Annotated in this window: 18 protein-coding genes and 1 riboswitch; of the genes, 1 reads left to right on the top strand and 17 read right to left on the bottom strand. The window is 37.4% G+C overall.

Going from position 1 to position 17,617, the window contains the following annotated elements; translation table 11 throughout:
• Positions 1-286: 286 nt before the first annotated feature.
• The 11 genes from ACGLYD_RS00325 to ACGLYD_RS00275 all read right to left on the bottom strand — a co-directional run bounded on the left by ACGLYD_RS00325 (position 287) and on the right by ACGLYD_RS00275 (position 10,435).
• A complete protein-coding gene (locus tag ACGLYD_RS00325; RefSeq protein WP_399630706.1) occupies positions 287-952 on the bottom strand; it encodes a TIGR04104 family putative zinc finger protein in 666 nt (221 codons plus the stop codon).
• Complete coding sequence (locus ACGLYD_RS00320) at positions 939-1,475, bottom strand: sigma-70 family RNA polymerase sigma factor (protein ID WP_338653622.1); 537 nt, start codon at positions 1,473-1,475, stop codon at positions 939-941. The genes ACGLYD_RS00325 and ACGLYD_RS00320 overlap by 14 nt, the downstream gene beginning before the upstream one ends.
• Before the next feature lie 292 nt (positions 1,476-1,767).
• Positions 1,768-2,181, bottom strand: coding sequence for a GNAT family N-acetyltransferase (locus tag ACGLYD_RS00315; RefSeq protein WP_067205675.1), 414 nt, complete (start codon positions 2,179-2,181; stop codon positions 1,768-1,770).
• Positions 2,182-2,610: 429 nt separating this feature from the next.
• Positions 2,611-2,898, bottom strand: a complete 288-nt coding sequence (locus ACGLYD_RS00310) for a hypothetical protein (protein WP_399630702.1) — start codon at positions 2,896-2,898, stop codon at positions 2,611-2,613.
• A 28-nt stretch (positions 2,899-2,926) separates the two neighbouring features.
• Positions 2,927-3,208: a cytochrome aa3 quinol oxidase subunit IV gene (gene qoxD, locus ACGLYD_RS00305; protein ID WP_067205671.1), complete on the bottom strand. Its 282-nt coding sequence runs from the start codon at positions 3,206-3,208 to the stop codon at positions 2,927-2,929.
• A 1-nt stretch (position 3,209) separates the two neighbouring features.
• Positions 3,210-3,806, bottom strand: a complete 597-nt coding sequence (gene qoxC, locus ACGLYD_RS00300) for a cytochrome aa3 quinol oxidase subunit III (protein WP_067205669.1) — start codon at positions 3,804-3,806, stop codon at positions 3,210-3,212.
• Positions 3,793-5,751 carry a cytochrome aa3 quinol oxidase subunit I gene (qoxB, locus tag ACGLYD_RS00295; RefSeq protein ID WP_399630699.1) on the bottom strand — a complete coding sequence of 653 codons (1,959 nt, stop codon included), beginning with the start codon at positions 5,749-5,751 and terminating at the stop codon, positions 3,793-3,795. Before qoxB ends, qoxC begins: the two co-directional genes overlap by 14 nt.
• A 59-nt stretch (positions 5,752-5,810) precedes the next feature.
• On the bottom strand, positions 5,811-6,737 hold the full coding sequence (gene qoxA / locus ACGLYD_RS00290; protein ID WP_399630696.1) for a cytochrome aa3 quinol oxidase subunit II: 927 nt from the start codon (positions 6,735-6,737) through the stop codon (positions 5,811-5,813).
• 818 nt (positions 6,738-7,555) lie between these two features.
• Positions 7,556-8,422 (bottom strand): aminoglycoside phosphotransferase family protein, encoded by an 867-nt coding sequence (locus ACGLYD_RS00285; protein WP_399630695.1) that lies wholly within the window; start codon positions 8,420-8,422, stop codon positions 7,556-7,558.
• A gap of 160 nt (positions 8,423-8,582) precedes the next feature.
• A complete protein-coding gene (locus tag ACGLYD_RS00280) occupies positions 8,583-9,536 on the bottom strand; it encodes an alpha/beta fold hydrolase (RefSeq protein ID WP_399630692.1) in 954 nt (317 codons plus the stop codon).
• 245 nt (positions 9,537-9,781) lie between these two features.
• The gene (locus tag ACGLYD_RS00275) at positions 9,782-10,435 is read right to left on the bottom strand and encodes a M48 family metallopeptidase (protein ID WP_187046616.1); all 654 of its coding nucleotides are present in this window, start codon (positions 10,433-10,435) and stop codon (positions 9,782-9,784) included.
• A 786-nt stretch (positions 10,436-11,221) separates the two neighbouring features.
• Positions 11,222-11,399, top strand: a riboswitch (Lysine riboswitch).
• Positions 11,400-11,521: 122 nt separating this feature from the next.
• Between ACGLYD_RS00275 and dapA the strand changes: the two genes are divergently transcribed.
• A complete protein-coding gene (dapA, locus tag ACGLYD_RS00270) occupies positions 11,522-12,406 on the top strand; it encodes a 4-hydroxy-tetrahydrodipicolinate synthase (protein ID WP_338653631.1) in 885 nt (294 codons plus the stop codon).
• Between the two features lie 104 nt (positions 12,407-12,510).
• On the opposite strand, the gene ACGLYD_RS00265 is transcribed toward dapA, so the two are convergent.
• The 6 genes from ACGLYD_RS00265 to ACGLYD_RS00240 all read right to left on the bottom strand — a co-directional run bounded on the left by ACGLYD_RS00265 (position 12,511) and on the right by ACGLYD_RS00240 (position 17,357).
• The gene (locus ACGLYD_RS00265; protein ID WP_338653633.1) at positions 12,511-13,077 is read right to left on the bottom strand and encodes a DUF4256 domain-containing protein; all 567 of its coding nucleotides are present in this window, start codon (positions 13,075-13,077) and stop codon (positions 12,511-12,513) included.
• Between the two features lie 115 nt (positions 13,078-13,192).
• Entirely contained in the window at positions 13,193-13,846 is a 654-nt protein-coding gene (gene phoU, locus ACGLYD_RS00260; RefSeq protein WP_338653635.1) for a phosphate signaling complex protein PhoU, read from the bottom strand.
• A 19-nt stretch (positions 13,847-13,865) separates the two neighbouring features.
• Positions 13,866-14,636 carry a phosphate ABC transporter ATP-binding protein PstB gene (gene pstB / locus ACGLYD_RS00255; protein WP_399633064.1) on the bottom strand — a complete coding sequence of 257 codons (771 nt, stop codon included), beginning with the start codon at positions 14,634-14,636 and terminating at the stop codon, positions 13,866-13,868.
• A 76-nt stretch (positions 14,637-14,712) separates the two neighbouring features.
• Entirely contained in the window at positions 14,713-15,540 is an 828-nt protein-coding gene (gene pstA, locus ACGLYD_RS00250; RefSeq protein WP_067205651.1) for a phosphate ABC transporter permease PstA, read from the bottom strand.
• A 1-nt stretch (position 15,541) separates the two neighbouring features.
• On the bottom strand, positions 15,542-16,456 hold the full coding sequence (gene pstC, locus ACGLYD_RS00245) for a phosphate ABC transporter permease subunit PstC (RefSeq protein ID WP_187046612.1): 915 nt from the start codon (positions 16,454-16,456) through the stop codon (positions 15,542-15,544).
• 58 nt (positions 16,457-16,514) lie between these two features.
• Positions 16,515-17,357, bottom strand: coding sequence for a phosphate ABC transporter substrate-binding protein (locus ACGLYD_RS00240; protein WP_082786475.1), 843 nt, complete (start codon positions 17,355-17,357; stop codon positions 16,515-16,517).
• Positions 17,358-17,617 lie beyond the last annotated feature (260 nt).

The following is a 17,617-nucleotide window of genomic DNA, read 5'->3' as shown; positions in this document are numbered from 1 at the left end:
TAGCATTAAAAAAACTAGAAAAATAAGTGAAAATGATGAAGCAGATAGAACTTTTACAGGTTGCTAGTATTACTCAACTTAATATTTACGCATCCTATATCTGAAAGGAATTCCATCCCTAAATGTTCCTAGCACTTATGCAAACTTCATTTGCACCACCAACCTGGCTGAAGACAATCTTGACGCTGCAATGGACTTGGTCAAATTGGGCGTTTGCAATTGTTCCGGTACGCTGACACTTCAAAACCCGAATTTGCAGCTGAATTGTCCTGGTGACAGTAATTTATCACCATAAAGGATCATTGATAGGATCTTTCTTCTGGAGTTCCAAATAATATGGACCTAGGCTAAACATGATATACGCAGCACATGAGACATGCACAACAATACCTAGCAATATATTATCAAATAGCTGAGGGGCGATAATCATAAAAGGTATAAATATATTTAACATACCACCTTTTAATCTTGATTTTTTCGTTCGGTACTGTATTTGACCACAGTAAGGACATGTCATTTTTGTGTTTTTCATGCTTTGATTCAAGGCCTCTCGATAGGACCATTCTTCACCACATTCCACACAAATCGGTAAGCCTTTTCCACTTTTTTGCAAGCGTCTCTTTAACAAGTCCCGCAGAATAATAAAGAAGCTTATGTAGAGTACCGCTTTTGAAAAATCATTAGTAAGCATTGACCAAGTCGTAGTCGTTATAGGTTCAATCGGTGCTGCACCTTGCGCCTTACTTGCAGGTCCCTCCTGTTGCCATAGTAAATAACTGAAGCCTATTGCGAATATCGTGAAAATCGCGAGCACAAATCGATATTGTAAGTTGATGCGTCTCTCGTGGTTGTGTAATTTTGCTTTTGCCTTCGTTGCAATTAGCTGCTTCTTCTCTTTGGACAATGACACAGACTGAAGCTCACGATTTAAATCTTCCTTAAATTGATTCACGGCCTAGTTCCTCCCATTCATAATCAATTATCCGATTTCCCAGTTGCTTTCGCGCACGCTGTAATCTAGTTCTTACCGTAGCTTCCGGACGCTCCAATAATTCCGCGATTTCTACCGTCGTCATCTCCTGAAAATAATAAAGAATGAGCACTTCACGATAGGTGATTGATAATGTAAACAAGGCATCCACTAATTCCTGCTTTTCCACTTTCTCAATCATTGCACGTTCAGGCGTATGAGTAGTGCCTCTCCCTTTAATTTTTTCAAACAGCATGGTTCGCTTGTTCTTCCAACTTCGTAAATAATCATGGCTGCGATTAACCGTCATTTTCACCAAGTAGGTCCTCAGCGATGCCTCCCCCCTGTACTGATCCTGTTTCTCATAGAAGGCAATGAACACGTCTTGTACAATATCCTCAGCGGTTGCATTATTTTTCACGTACAAATAGGCGACACGCAATAAATAATCACCATGTTCGGCAATAATTTCTTCAATTTCCGTCACAACCTCACCTACCTTCATCCTACTGACGCACCCCAAGCCTTTTCCGATTCACTTTTACTAACTTTATTTACTATGCATGTATTTTAAATCCTCATTAGATGCAATTATAGCGCTCTTCTTTGGGATAATGAAAAATACCTGGTAATAAACCCAAATGGGATTATTACCAGGTATCTGGGCTGTTCAAATTTACTTTGGGGTAACTCCAACCAGGCAACATGCTCGCAGTAGTGAACAATGAAAATAAGGTGTAGTGATGCATCTTTTAACAATTCCGTTGAGATTGGACAAATTCCCAAGCGTTATTGGCTTATATTTTCAAACTCCCAGATTGCATTTTATAATTCCTAAAAACCATACCATTTGTCTGCGTCATACCGAACTTATCATAATAAGGAATTAAATCGTCATCACAGCATAGGTCAATCATATAGATGCCATCGAGTTCTTTTAGCATCCGATCTACTAATTCCTTACCTATACCTTTATTTTTGTATTCCGGTAAAACCTCAAGAAATGGAATGTAGGCAGATAGAACTCCATCACTTATCGCTGTAATAAATCCAACTACTTGATTAGTTTGATCATCAATAGCAATAATCACTTTACTGCTTTTCTTTAATAGTAGTAAGTGAGTTTGCGGATTTGGTGGCTTTGGCCAATCTACAAAAAAGCCCTTTAACATATCAGAAGAAATACCATCGAGTGTGTTCTTGTATATCATAATATATCAGCTCCTAATTTATAGTTATTTATTAGATAGATGATATATCTCAAAAGTAAAGTACCAAAAATATGACCTCCAAGCATTCTAAAGAATACTATACAGCAATTATTAAAAGATGCAATATTTAGTATTTTACCTATTAAAGCTAATTCACCTATATATGATGAAATAAAAAAGATACCCGGTCCTAACACAAGTCGCAATTGTATCAGAACCAGGTATCTTACACTATCGATTATTTCATAATTCTTTACTACTACACAAAGCTGGTGGGTACCTTTTATTCTTTCATTATATTATCAACCCTTCACTCTTCACTAATCTCTAACGGTTTACCTTCTAAAATCTGCTCGACTTCTTCGTAACCAGTTAAAAATGCGAAGTCGTAACGTGCGGGTATTGCAAAAACATATTTTTCATTACGATTTAATTCTTTTGGTCCGATAGGTGCTGCCCTATATGGAACTTCTCCTGCTGTAATGAATCCCATTGCTCTATTGTGAAAATCATAATCGGTATATCTTGACGCGGATTTTCCGAAGTCCACTGAGGACGTCGAATAGAATTCATTGGACCATTTTCAATTACCTCTTCCGTTTGAGCCTGTGAAACCGCCAAGCCCTCCCACTCGTCCGTTACAATCGAATAATCCTTCCAAGTTGCGGGTAATGTGAAATCAAACCCATATTCTGTGTTTTTATAAAGGAGCGCCATTTTAGGCGCTCCTTTTAGATATATTCTGTTACATATCCCAAGCCAAAATTAGTAATGAACCCAAGATGGTAACAAGCGCTATAGCAACAGCATAATAGATATTCATATAAATCGCCTTTTTATCTTCAGTTTCACCAGCATGCATAAAGACAACGAGTTGAACTGCTGCTTGCACGAATGCTGTGACTAAAAGAATTGTCATCCCCACTGCAAATGAAAAATCTAAGAAATAGACAGTCAGTGCAGCTGCAGTAAGAACTAACGAAAAGATAAAGCCCATTACTTGTTTGCGCGGGAATAATTCGCTCATGTTACATCATTCCTTTCAAGTAGATGAAGCTGAAAATAAAGATCCAGACAACATCTAAGAAATGCCAGTAAAGTGAAAAGATAAATGATTTATTGGCTGTCTCAGGCGTCAAACCGCGCTTTTTCACTTGAAGGATGATGAATAATCCCCAAAAGAAACCAAGTGTAACGTGAGCTCCATGTGTCCCTAATGTAGTTAATAGGATAGCTGTGAATGCACTCGTTTGAAGGCCTGCTCCAACATGGACATAATGCGTAAACTCATAAATTTCTACACCTATGAATGCAAGACCAAGTAGCAAGGTAATCGCAAAGAATGTCATCATTGCATTTTTTTTACCTAGACGCATTGCATGAACACCAAGACCAATCATAAAACTACTTGTTAACAGTAAAATCGTTTCAAAGAGCACTGGAGTGAGTTCAAAAATCTCAGCTCCGGACGGTCCGTTGCCCGTACGATGCTCTAAAATGAAGTAGGTTGCGAAAAGTGTTGCAAACAGCATTACTTCGGCTCCAAGGAAAATCCAGAAACCTAAAATGTTCAATTTATTTTGTTCTGTACCATATTCAAGTGGAAGCGAGTTATCTGTTTTCATCAGCCCGCACCTCGCAATCTTTTTCAGTGTCTTCTACTTCTTGAACGGAAATGTAATGCCCGTGGTCTTTCTCGAATGAACGGTAAGCCAAACACGCAAAGATTCCAATTGTCGTAAGAATTGCAGGAAGCCACATGTTGAATATGAGCGAGAAGCCCCATACGAAGAAAATACAACTCATGATGAACGGCATACCGCTGTTATTCGGCATATGAATCTTTTCAATTTCATCTTTGAATAATGGTTGTCCTTTTTTCTTATGATCCCAGAACGCTTCAATGGAATTAACTTGAGGTGTCTTCGCAAAGTTATACGATGGCACCGGGCTATGAGTGGCCCATTCCAGCGTACGTGCATCCCACGGATCTGAACTGATATTTCTTGATGCATAGCGAATGCTGTGATAGATGTTATAGACAATTAAAGCAAAGCCTATCGCCAGTACAATTGCTCCAGCAAAGGACAGTAAATTAAGCGCTCCATACCCCGATGCTTCAGAGTACGTGTACATCCGACGTGCTTGTCCATCCAATCCAGTGAAGAACATTGGGAAGAATGTTACGTTAAATCCAATCGCGATAAACCAAAATGCCCATTTCCCAATTCTTTCACTTAACATGAAGCCAAACATTTTCGGCCACCAATACGTGAGACCAGCTATCATCGCGAAGACAACACCAGGAATAATTGTGTAGTGGAAATGCGCAACCAAGAACATCGTATTATGGTATTGATAGTCGGCACTGGCCATACCAAGCATTACCCCGGTAACTCCACCGATTGTAAAAATCGGAATGAATCCTATTGTATAAAGCATCGGAACAGTAAATTCAATTTTCCCTTTACGCATCGTAAGCAGCCAGTTAAATATCTTAATCCCGGTCGGAACGGCAATCGCCATTGTCGTGATTGAGAAAATACTGTTTGTCAGTGGACCTTGTCCCATTGTAAAGAAATGATGAGTCCAAACCAAGAATGAGAAAAACGAAATGATTACGATTGATGCAACCATTGATTTATACCCATAAAGGTTACGACGGGAAAAAGTAGAAATGATCTCACTATAAATACCGAATGCCGGCAAAATCAGAATGTAAACTTCCGGATGTCCCCAAATCCAGAACAGGTTCGCCCAGAGCATATCCATCCCGCCATTTGTCATCGTAAAGATATTTGTGCCGAATAGCCGATCCATCGTTCCCAATAGAAGCGCAATTGTCAGTACAGGAAATGCGAAAACGACAATTGCATTCGTGATTAAAGCAGTCCATGTGAACATTGGCATTTTCATCAATTTCATTCCAGGCACTCTCATTTTGAGTATCGTAGTCGTGAAGTTAATGCCTGATATTAATGTACCAATACCGGCAATCTGAATCGCCAGCATGTAATAATTGGTTCCTACAGATTGACTGAAGTCATTCCCTGCAAGTGGGAAATACGAAGTCCAGCCGGCATCAGGAGAGCCACCAACTACGAATGAAATATTGAATAACATCGCCCCCATAAAGAACAACCAGAAACTAAGCGCATTCAAACGAGGGAATGCTACATCGCGCGCTCCAATTTGCAATGGAACAACGAAGTTCATTAATGCATAGATAAATGGCATAGCCATGAAAATGATCATAACAACTCCATGTGTGGTGAAAACTTCATTGTAATGCTGAGCATCTAGCAGCTTGTTGTCAGGTACAGCAGTTTGTGCCCGCATCATAATTGCGTCTACTCCACCACGGAATAGCATTATCAAAGCAGCAATTAGGTACATAATACCGATTTTCTTATGGTCTACGGTCGTCAGCCATTCACGCCATAAATAACCCCATTTTTTAAAATATGTTAATCCGAAGAGAATCGCAATCATGGTTAGGCCAATGGCAACCATTGATGCGTAAATCGCAGGACTTGGATGTGGAATCGCAAAACGATCAAAGTACTCCATACTTCTATGACTCCTCTCAAAAATTAGACTCTATATGCAAAGTGATTTGTTTGGAAATTTTAATGTTGATGTTCCATGTCTGATCCACCATCAACATCGGTAGATTCGTCTTTTTTTGCTTTATCATCGGAATTACTTGATCCATGTTGATGTCCCCCATGCTCCCCTTCTGGAGCCGGTGAGAATTCCAAGTGAGTTTTATTAAACGTTAATTGGCCAAGATGACCCGGTTCTAATAACTCTTCAAATCTCTCTTCAGTAAGAGTATCCGCAGTCGCTTTCACTTCTTCTACCCATTTATCGAATTCCGATTCAGGCATCGCTTCCACATGGAATATATTCTCAGCGAACCCTTTACCGCTAAAGTTTGCATTTCTCCCCATGTATTCTCCCGGAACGCTAGCTGCCAAATGTAACGTGGTCACCATGTCCGACATTGCATATTTTTGTCCGCCAAGTTGTGGAATCCAAAAACTCGTGATGGGTCCGTATGAGTAAAGTCTAAATTCCAACGGTCGATCTGTTGGGATATACAAATAGTTAACCGTTTCGATATTTTCTTCCGGATAACTGAAATGCCATTTCCAGTCAGAGGAAGATGCATAAACAACCAATGGCTTTTGACCTTCATAACCCTTTGGTGTCGCCTCAACTTCATAAGTGGATTTGACAGTGATGATTGAAAGGAAAATGATAATCAGAACCGGAATACCAACAATAATCGCTTCAACCACCGGATTACCTTCGATATGTGGGGGCTCATAATCTGCGCTCTGTTTCGACGCACGATATTTTATTACGATGTATGCCAACATACCGAAAACCACGACCACAACCAACGCCATGGTAGCAATCGATATCCAAATAACATTAGAAATCGTTTCAGCTTGCGGCCCTTTTGGATCCATAACCATTACTGGTTCACAGCCAGCTAACACTGCGATAATACTGATAATCAAACCTAAAAAAGTCCATTTCATTCTCATGAAGGTACCCCTTTCTTTTACTCTATAAGCTTTAGTAGCATAATAAAAAAACATATTAGTCGGTTACTCTCACAACACATTTTCATCTTATTATAATGAAATACTAAAAACAATTACCTAAAGCGAACTTCATCAAAACTTCATCAATTCTTCACCGAAAGGCTAGTAATTACGTCACAAAACGTTCAACAAGTTCACTTTTCATTTATATAAAAATCATGAATACCTTATTATTATTAAATGTTTCATAGTCTGATTACTGAAAAAATATGTTATTCACCCCTTATTAATTCAGGCTTTTCTCACCTCACAAATACTGAAAGAAATAATTTAATTAAAACCCGTATTGGAATCAATTACATTCGTATTCAATTACTCGTTACCACACAAAAAACACTTTTTTTCTTGAATGTATTTTGGTTTCACATTATTAATAACATGCCAAACATCAAATCAATTAATAATAATTTGAGTACCGAGAGGATTAAATGATTTGTTATTGAGTCGAATACTGGACACAAAAAAGGTACCAGGTTAAAAACAATTCCCAATTGTTTTTAACCTGGTACCTTTTGCAATACTTGAATACCCAATAAACCTTTACCCCATTTATAGTAAAGAGATTATTTTTAATGGGTTGGATTCCTTAATAATCTATAATTAAATCTCCAACCATGTAACGCATCCAACGTGCGTTGGGTGCTGACGGTAGTATAAATTAAGATGTAACTGTATTCATTTCTAGAGGTACATATCTAAACTGACATTCGTTGCGTATGACATAATAAAAGGAAGGGGAAATAATCATCCCCTTCCTTTTATATAGTAAACTCAAATTCTTTTAAAGAAGGATTATTTGTCACTAAACCTTTTACTCTTTCTATTGTATTAGAATCTTTGGGTACCCCACCACTTCTATTAAGCACGAGCCACCTGAGACAAGCCAAGGCTTCAAAAACTTCAAGTTCCTTCTGCTGAATATCATTTTCTAAAAGATAAGCAGAACGAAACACATAAGCATATCGCTCTGAGACATATATTTTCAGTAAAGTAAGTGACCACGCAAAATCATATCTCGGGTCCCCTAATTGCCCATTCGTCCAATCGATTACAGTATACTGGTCATTTTCCTCCATAATGTTATTCACATGAAAATCGCCATGAATAATATGTTCTTGCTTTATTTGGGTTGTTTGTACAAGAGAAATCAATGCTTTATATATGTCAGAGTGTTCTCTTACTCCAGGAAAAAAATAGTCAATGAAATCGTACTTTGGAAGTTTTATATTTCCAATCTCTTTAACGGGAATTTGATGTATTTTTGATAAGATGTTTGCAATCTTTGTCATTTTCTTTTCGTTTGCTTTAAGCACAGGTATTCCGTCAAATGTTGTTAACAACACCTTATCTCCTTTTAGATTTATCCCCCAGCCTAATGGTTTAGAGACTGATAATCCTCGTTCCAATAGGACATTCAATAATCGATATTGAAAACTAATATCGGGTTTAGAACTCTTACTCCATACTTTCAATACAAAGCTATCTTTACCTGAACATATCTTCATGACTTCAGCTTCAAATCCATGATCCATTGGCTGCATGGTTAAGGTGTCTCCTTGAATTAATAGATCATCCATAACTTCATTTTGTTCTACCCAATTCACGATGCCTAAAGGGGTTCCCAAGAGTATTCCTTCTCCCTTCTCCTTAGTGAAAGATACACACTACCCAAACAACTCAAAATACCTTTTTATATTTTCACAAGCACTAGATTTCAATTTACTGCATCTTTTTTCTCCTATTCACAACTACGCGACACCAGTGAATAACGCGATTACATATCTCTTAGCACAACAAAGACATATTGTCATCTAACTGTTTTACAGCTCTGCTTATAGTATCTATAACTAATTCTGGGTTTTCTAAATGTATTGAATGATTATTGTTAGTTTTAATTTGCACAGTATTATTTGTCAAATTACTAAGAAGTTTTTGTTGTTTAATCCAAATTGGGTCTATATTATTAGAACTTAGAATTGTTACGGATAGATTTAAATTAAGTGGTTCGGACTTTTTAAGTTGCATAGCAGATTTTTCGCTATATAGAAATTCCTTAAAAACAGCTTCATAAGATTTTGAACGGTATCCTATATACTTAATATACTTCTGATATGGTTCTGGAAGTTGTTTTCTTCCAACAGGAAGTTTTAATAATTTCGGAAGCCCTAAACCACTGGTGAGATAACCGAACTTGAATAAATTCAGATTTTTCCTATGCATTTTCCTTCGAACAGCGTCCCATTCAGCACTCAAATATCTATTTTCATGAACAGAATCAATTAAGATTAAAGATGCTACCTTATTTGGATATTTACTAGCAAATAATCGCATATTTAGACCCCCAAAGGAATGTCCTACTAAGATATATGGTGGATTTATTTGAAGCTTCTCTAAAATCTCCGATAAATCACTAACAACATCTTCGCTTGTGTATGCTTTCTCTATTGCAGTGCTCCAACCATACCCTGCTCTATCAAATGAGATTACCCTGCAAAACTTAGATAATTGAGGCTGAATATAATACCAATCAATTGAACAGCAACTTAACCCCGCGTCTAATATTACAGTACATTTAGCCTCTTCACATTCAGAAACAACAGTATGAACTACCCTATCTTTTATATTTACTAAATCACCTATTTCTCTTACCCTATTCTTCTTATCAAAATACATGTTTGCCATTACAAACGGAAAACCTACTATCTCTAATGTGGTCTTAATGATTTTTTTAGTTTTCATGTCTTCCCACCTTCCCATACAAGGTAAATAATACCATAAACTAATTTAAATTCGCAGAAAACAATGCGAATTTTATAAATTGATTAAAATCCCCTGGATCTGTTCACCTCTTCCAATTTAACCAAATTGAAGTAAGTTGTGACCTCAACCATCGGGGAACTACAAGTAAAACATCACCAAGAACAATAGAGAATACGTTTTCGAACACAAAAAAACGATCACATTTCGAAATGTGATCGTTTTTATTAAAGTGACATTGAATACCCATGCCTCGCCAAATACTCTTCCTTCTCTTTATAATCCGGCATAATACTTCCGACACGTCTCCAAAATGAGCGATCATGATTCATATGAAGTATATGACAAAGTTCATGGATTATCACATAATCGATGACTTCAACCGGGGCCATAGCTAGACGATAATTAAAAGTTAGCTTTTTATCCGAACTACAACTACCCCACTTGGCTTTAGACTCTACTATTTCGATGATTTTAGGCTTTACTTTTAGTTGTTTTTGATATATTTTTATCCGTTCTTCTATAATCGTCCTACAGCTGGCGATATAGAACTTCTTGAGATTTCTTTTAAGTACCTCTTCATTTAACTCACTACTATCTATTAACTCATGAAGAAAACGGTCTTTCCCAAGGTATAAAAACTTCCCTTGAGCGTGATACTCTCTTGCCTTAGGGGCTTCTCGAGCTACTTCAATTTCATGTATTTTCTCTAGTATCCTTTTCCCTTTGCTCTCAATGGCACTGACAATCATTTCTTTACTTGTGTCATTTGGAGCTTTAACAGTTATGAAACCAAACGAATCTATCTGAATCGCTAGCTTCTTCCTATTTCCATACTGAACATTAAATTCTATAATTTCATTTTCAATTTCAACTTTCATAACTAACATCACCTTTATACATTTATTCCTAACTCTTGTTTATTAACTAATCCGCTGTTTTCTTTCTATTCTTAGCCACAATCCATCGATTCGCTTCCTGATACATTCATCTTAGTGTGTATTAACCATTCTGGCAACAAACGCTCCGTAGAGTAATTCAGGCGATACGTGTACAACTACTTTTTGGGACGAAAGAACAGCGGTTCTTCTTATCTGGATATAATCCGCCAAAGATACAATTTTGGCGGCTGAAACTTTCTTTATGATTTTCTCTTTTTTAATAGTAAAGAAGTGTCACTTTCTATTAGGCATCACATGATTAGATGCATAGTCTTTCTTAAAAGTAAGCAAGAAGCACATTATACAACGTTCAAGAGTGCCCGAAATTGTATCTTCGGGCACTTACACTCTCTATAGAAAGTCATCTATTCATTTCTTCCAAAACAGCTGCATTTTCCACTTGAACAATGCAGGAACGCGACAGGCTACTATCCACAACAGGATTACTAAAAAATGTATGGCTAGTACCCCTCAGTAAATCTGTCATGAATAGTTAGCCGGAAGCGGGCCGGAAATAGTCCAGTGAAAATGAAGGTCATCAAGCCCTTCTCACTAGTATTTTATTCAAATAAATGGGTCATCAACAGACGAAATAACATTTAAAAGAATATCAAGTCCCCATTAAATTCAGAACCTTTCTAGAACTCGGCACCTTTCCCTTGCAATTGCGTTAGAATAGAGGTAAGGTTTGTCTAATTAGAAATTCACTTATTTCAAAAATTTTGAAGTAAGGATAGAGGCGCAAAGACCATCAGTACACACGTGGAGGATGATGAGATCCTGTGACATTTGTGGAAAGGGGAATTTGCCGAAGTGGAGAGAATCTCATTTTCTTGAAGCTGGTTCTGTGTTGAATAAACACAGAATTGTCATATAGGAAACTATATGGAGGGCTATCTTATGCAAAGAAATAATTTATTATTTCTACTGCAACAACGAGCCCTTGTTGTTGCTTTTTTGCGTTCATTCACTAACTGCCCTTCTTCCTCTATTTTTTTAAAATAAATTATAGGATGTGGAGAAATAATGAATTTCGGACAAGTATTAACTGCTATGGTGACTCCTTTTGATGAAAATGGTGAAATTGATTTTCAAGCTACAAAAAACTTAATTAATTATTTAATTGCTAATGGAACAGATGGCTTAGTGGTATCTGGTACAACAGGAGAGTCTCCGACGTTAACAGAAGAAGAAAAGGTCAAATTATTCAAGTTTACAGTGGACGTTGTGAATGGCAGAGTTCCGGTGATTGCTGGTACAGGCTCGAACAACACAAAAGGATCAATTGAACTAACAATACTTGCAGAAGATGTAGGTGTCGATGGTATTATGCTCGTTGCGCCATACTATAACAACCCATCTCAAGAAGGATTATATCAACACTTTAAGACAATTTCGGAGGTCACATCTTTACCGATTATACTTTATAATGTTCCCGGACGCAGTGTTGTCAACATATCTGCTGAAACAGTCATTCGCCTTTCAAAAATACCTAATATCGTTTCTATTAAAGAGGCAAGCGGTGATTTAGATGCGATGGTCGAAATTATTACTCATACACCTGAAGATTTTTCATTGTATAGCGGTGATGATGGTTTAACAATTCCAGTGTTATCAATTGGTGGAACAGGTGTTATTTCTGTAGCATCCCATGTTATAGGAAATGAAATGCAAACGATGGTTGAACATTTCAAAAGCGGCAATATTCAAGAGGCAGCTAAGGATCATCGTAGACTACTACCTATAATGAAAGCACTTTTTGCTGCTCCAAATCCATCACCTGTAAAAGCAGCTTTGAATTTAAAAGGAATCCCTGTCGGTGGTGTCCGCTTACCTATGATTCCTTTAAGCGATGAACAACTAAGTTCACTACAACGAGCACTAAATATCCATGAAAAAGTAACTTTTTAAAAACCATTGTGAAGGGTACCAGGTTCCAAAACAATTCACAAATCAATAAGAACCTGGCACCCATCACTCTATCTCATCGTCTATAAGCTTAGTGGGTGCAAAATTTAGACCCTCAGCGAGCCACGGAACCCCCTGGCAGCATAGTAGGATTCTGCTCCATTGTGATACACAAAGACAGTGTCGTAGCGCCAATCACAAAAGATAGCCCCTCCGAGTTTTCTAATATTGGCAGGTGTTTGCACCCAGCTCGATGTTTTCATATCGAACTTTCCAAGTTCCTGTAACTCCCGGTATTGTTCTTCCGTTAAAAGCTCAATGCCCATGTCGGAAGCCATATCAAGAGCATTATTTTCTGGTTTATGCTTTTTTCTTGACTCCAACGCTTCAAGGTCGTAACAAACACTTCTACGGCCTTTAGGGCTTTCTATTGAACAGTCATAAAAAATATAATCGCCCGACTTTTTATCATGACCAACAACATCCGGTTCACCACCGGTTATTTCCATCTCATTAAGCGACCATAGTTTTTCAGTATTCGCTTCCAACTTCGCTTGGACTTTACTCCATTCAAGTTCTTTATGGCGATTCATGTTTTTCTCAAAACGAGCTTTCAATATTTCGAGTAATTCTTCACGTTGTTCTAGTGACAACTCCTTGTTTCTCTTTGTCATACTAGTTTCCTCCCCTATATTTTTATTATGTATAGAATACCCTTAATTTTTATTACGAGCTACCTTAAATAAAACCGGAGGAGAAAATTTTTCATTTTTCTCCCCCGGTTTATTTTTATGAATTAAAATCATATATCTGACCTTTAATCAGATATGCCGCGCTCTCAGCAATATTTGTGATGTGGTCTGCTGTTCTCTCAAGATAACGATTTACAAATAATAACTGAACAAGCTGATTTGTGTCTTCTGGATGTTCACTTAAATACGTAGTCAGTTTTTTATAGTTTTCACGACTACATTGATCCACTTCATCCTCTAAGTCGCCAACTTCTTTAGCAAGTACCATACTTTCCTCTAAAAAAGATCGAAGTGCTTTTCGGAGCATCTCAATTGATAGTTCATTCATCTTCTCTACATGTGTAAGTTCCAGTAAAGAGGTTGTCTGGCCAATCTTAATGGTTGATTTCGCAATATTTACTGCGAAATCCGCAACCCGTTCAATTTCAGATGAAATTCTTAGTACACCAATAATCTCGCGTAAATCCCTTGAAATAGGCGCTTCTTTTGCCATGATCCAGATTGCAAACTGGTTAATATCCATTTCAAGTTTATCAATCGCCGTATCGCCCTCTATGGTTTTAATAGCCAGCTCAACATCTTGTGTTTTCAAGGCTCTCACTGCTCTTTCTAGAGCAGTAATGGATAGTTCACCCATTTCGGTGATTTTAGTTTTTAATTCCTCTAAGTTTTTCTCGAAGTTTTCTCGCATACCCCTTTGTTACCCCCTATTATCCGAATCGACCTGTCACATAATCTTCTGTCCTTTGATCCTTAGGCGTAGAGAAAATTGTATCTGTATCATCGTATTCAACAACTTCTCCATTTAAGAAAAATGCTGTTTTATCAGAGATTCGTGCAGCTTGTTGCATGTTATGAGTAACAATAACAATCGTATAATCTTTTTTCAATTTCGTGATTAGTTCTTCGACTTTTAACGTAGAAATTGGATCTAGTGCGGAAGTAGGCTCATCCATTAATATAACATCTGGTTTCATCGCAATGGCACGTGCAATGCAAACACGTTGTTGCTGACCACCAGACAAACCTAGTGCTGATGTTTTAAGACGGTCTTTTACCTCTTCCCAAATCGCGGCTCCGCGTAAACTTTCTTCCACAATTCGATTTAATTCTTTTTTATTTTTTATGCCTTGCCCCTTTGGACCATAGGCAACATTATCGTAAATGCTCATTGGGAATAAATTTGGTTTTTGAAATACCATTCCCACTTTTGTGCGTAATTTAATTACATCACTTGAATTATAAATTTTTTCATGATCAATGACAACTTCACCTGTAATTTTCACACCATCAATTAAATCATTCATTCGGTTTAATGTTCGTAAAAAAGTGGATTTGCCACAACCTGAAGGACCGATTAAAGCAGTAACCTCATTTGCACGAATAGCAAGATCGACGCCGAACAGCGCTTGTTTCTCACCATAGAATAAATTCAAATCCGTTACATTAATTTTCGATGTACCTACTTTATGTTGCTCCATATGCGCAAATACCTTTCCTACTTGATTTTGTGTGATTGCTGGTTCCATTACTGCTGTACTCATTGATAAGCACTCCTTATTTGTTGGTTCCTTTGTTTAACTTTTTTGATATGTAGGTTGCTGAAAGGTTGATGATCAAAATGAGAACGATTAAGACGATCCCCACTGCTGCAGCAAGTTCAATGTCTCCCGATTCTTGTGTGACTAAATAGGAATGAACCGTTAACGTTCGAGCCGATGAAAAGATTCCATTTGGCATGGCAGCAACAGTTCCGGCTGTTAAGAAAATAGCAGCTGACTCGCCAACAATTCGTCCAACAGAGAGGATGATACCCGATAAAATCCCCGGCATGGCATTAGGTAAAATCACCTTATATAAGGTTTGTAGCTTCGTTGTCCCAAGTGCTAACGAACCTTCACGATAGGAAGCCGGTACTGTTTTCAATGCTTCTTCTGTTGTTCGGATGATGACAGGCAAAACAATAATCGTTAATGTTAATGAAGCAGCAATAATGGACATACCTAACTTTAAGGTTGTTACAAAGAATACTGCCCCAAACAAACCGTAAATAATCGAGGGGATTCCTGTCAAACTTTCTGTTGCAAAACGTATGATTCTTACCAAACGCCCTTGTTTCGCGTATTCTTGCAAGTAAACGGCCGCTAATATCCCAATAGGTGTTGCGATGATCAATGAAATAACAATTGTGTAGACCGTTGTTACAATCATTGGCCAAATACCGCCGCCTCCAGTTGGTGAATAATCGCCAAAGATGAAATCGAAGCTGATTAAACGAAATCCTTTATAAAAGATGAACCCCACAATCATAACGAGGACAGCAACCGATAAGAAAGCCGAGAACCATAAAAGTCCACGTAACAAGTTATCTTTAAATTGCCTCATCTTAGTTGCCACCCTTCGCACTGATTCTGGCTAATACAAAATTCAAAATTAATATAAATGAGAATAAAACAATTCCCGTTGCAAACAACATTTCTTGATGTGTACCGAATGCATAACCCATTTCTAAAGCAACATTTGTCGTCAGTGGACGAACACTATCTGTAAGGCTCGTAGGGACGATTAAACTATTACCAGCTACTAAGATAACTGCCATCGTTTCCCCAATGGCCCTACCTAAACCTAATACGATTGCCGTCATAATTCCTGACTTAGCTGCTGGTACAATGACTTTAAAAATTGTCCCAATATGAGATACGCCAAGTGCTAATGATCCTTCACGATATGTATGAGGGACCGCACGAATCGCTGTCTCTGCTACAGTCACAATTGTGGGTAACATCATGATTGCTAGCACAAGAATAACAGCTAGTAAACTTTGTCCTTTCACTAAACCGAACGTATCTTGTAAAAATGGAACAATGATTGCAAGTCCAAATACACCATATAATACAGATGGGATACCAGCTAGCAACTGAATGGCTGGTGAAATAATTTTAGCTACTCTTTTAGAGGCAATTTCCGCCAAGAAAATCGCTGTAAATAAACCGATAGGAACCCCAATAATTAATGCTCCAACTGTTGCATAAATTGATGCAACAATCATTGGGAAGATACCGAATTTATCTTCACTCGGTACCCAATCAGTACCAAAAATAAAATCTATAAAGCTATAGCCACCTGCTACAAAGGGATGAGCTCCTTTATAAAATACAAATCCAATGATTAACAATAAAGTGATAACTGAAAGAAGTGCGCAAATCAAGAAAATTCTTGAAGACACCTTCTCTAACAAATACTTCCTTTTATTTGCTTTACCGATTGCTACGGCCTGCTCGTTAGTTGTTGGGATAGACACACTTTATTCCTCCAAAATCACACTCAAAATTATGGTTCTGTTTTTCTTTAAGAATCTTTTATTTTATAGGAATAGCTCCTGCTTCAGCTGCAATGAGTTGTCCATCTTCACTTAAGATGAAATCTATAAATCGTTGGCCATCCTCTGTTAATTGACCTTCTTTATATAGAAATAAGAATGGTCTAGACAAACTGTATTGTTCTTTTAGAACATTTTCTGCATTTGCTGCTACGCCATTAATGTCGATTGTCGAAATGGAGTCATCGATATATTCAAATGAAATAAAGCCCACTGCATGTTTATTGTTCCCTACTGTTGTTTTAATATTACCGTTACCACTTGCAATAATTGCATTTCTTATTAATTCGCCAGAGCTGTAATCGACAATTTCTTGGAAAGCATCACGTGAACCTGAACCATCCTCGCGAGAGACAACAACGATTTCCATATCATCTCCACCAAGTTCTTTCCAGTTCGTCACTACTCCAGTAAAAATCTTCTTTACTTGCTCCATCGTAAGATCTTTTATTTTGTTAGTTGGATGAGTCACTACTACAATTCCATCATAAGCAATAACGACCTCATTCAATCCACTCGCTATTTCTTCATCCTTTAAATCTCGTGAAGACATACCTATTTCAGACACGCCACTGATTGCGTTGGTAATACCCGCAGATGAACCAATTTGGTTTATTTCAATATTCGTTTTGTCTTGCTCTGAATATTTGTGGGCTAGTTTTTCAGCAAGCGGCCCTACAGATGTTGATCCTGAAATAGACACTGTTGCGTTACTACCTTTTGACGCTTGTCCGTTAGGTTCATCATTGCTTGTACATGCGGATAGTATAGTAATTAGAGACAGCGTTAATAATCCCATTTTCACTCTTTTCAACCTAGTCATTTGTGACCTCCTAGAAATAGGTTAGGAACTTTTTTATGTCGTATCTTGTCTAATACTAGAATAATCGCCTAGTGTAAATTTTCAACAGGTATTTTGTAAAGCTTTTGTAAATTTCATTAAAAGCAAGATGCTTTATGTTAAAAATTGTTAAGAATTAATACTCGACAAGATAACTTAGGATGAGTTGAAATTAAAACTTAAATACCTTCCATTTATTTCACAGTTATTCTAAGTAGATTGAATACATGATTTCAATTTTA

The organism is Sporosarcina sp. SG10008 (assembly GCF_044569405.1).
GTDB lineage: Bacteria > Bacillota > Bacilli > Bacillales_A > Planococcaceae > Sporosarcina > Sporosarcina psychrophila.
This window is presented reverse-complemented; position numbering and strand designations above follow the sequence as displayed.

Bases quoted from the DNA above. Each gene is read 5' to 3' on its own strand.
- ACGLYD_RS00310 (WP_399630702.1), bottom strand. From the start codon at position 2,898: ATGGCGCTCCTTTATAAAAACACAGAATATGGGTTTGATTTCACATTA.
- ACGLYD_RS00240 (WP_082786475.1), bottom strand. From the start codon at position 17,357: ATGACTAGGTTGAAAAGAGTGAAAATGGGATTATTAACGCTGTCTCTA.
- qoxB (WP_399630699.1), bottom strand. From the start codon at position 5,751: ATGGAGTACTTTGATCGTTTTGCGATTCCACATCCAAGTCCTGCGATT.
- ACGLYD_RS00275 (WP_187046616.1), bottom strand. From the start codon at position 10,435: ATGAAAGTTGAAATTGAAAATGAAATTATAGAATTTAATGTTCAGTAT.
- qoxA (WP_399630696.1), bottom strand. From the start codon at position 6,737: ATGAGAATGAAATGGACTTTTTTAGGTTTGATTATCAGTATTATCGCA.
- ACGLYD_RS00280 (WP_399630692.1), bottom strand. From the start codon at position 9,536: ATGAAAACTAAAAAAATCATTAAGACCACATTAGAGATAGTAGGTTTT.
- ACGLYD_RS00320 (WP_338653622.1), bottom strand. From the start codon at position 1,475: ATGAAGGTAGGTGAGGTTGTGACGGAAATTGAAGAAATTATTGCCGAA.
- ACGLYD_RS00315 (WP_067205675.1), bottom strand. From the start codon at position 2,181: ATGATATACAAGAACACACTCGATGGTATTTCTTCTGATATGTTAAAG.
- qoxC (WP_067205669.1), bottom strand. From the start codon at position 3,806: ATGAAAACAGATAACTCGCTTCCACTTGAATATGGTACAGAACAAAAT.
- ACGLYD_RS00265 (WP_338653633.1), bottom strand. From the start codon at position 13,077: ATGACAAAGAGAAACAAGGAGTTGTCACTAGAACAACGTGAAGAATTA.
- dapA (WP_338653631.1), top strand. From the start codon at position 11,522: ATGAATTTCGGACAAGTATTAACTGCTATGGTGACTCCTTTTGATGAA.
- qoxD (WP_067205671.1), bottom strand. From the start codon at position 3,208: ATGAGCGAATTATTCCCGCGCAAACAAGTAATGGGCTTTATCTTTTCG.
- pstB (WP_399633064.1), bottom strand. From the start codon at position 14,636: ATGGAGCAACATAAAGTAGGTACATCGAAAATTAATGTAACGGATTTG.
- phoU (WP_338653635.1), bottom strand. From the start codon at position 13,846: ATGCGAGAAAACTTCGAGAAAAACTTAGAGGAATTAAAAACTAAAATC.
- pstA (WP_067205651.1), bottom strand. From the start codon at position 15,540: ATGAGGCAATTTAAAGATAACTTGTTACGTGGACTTTTATGGTTCTCG.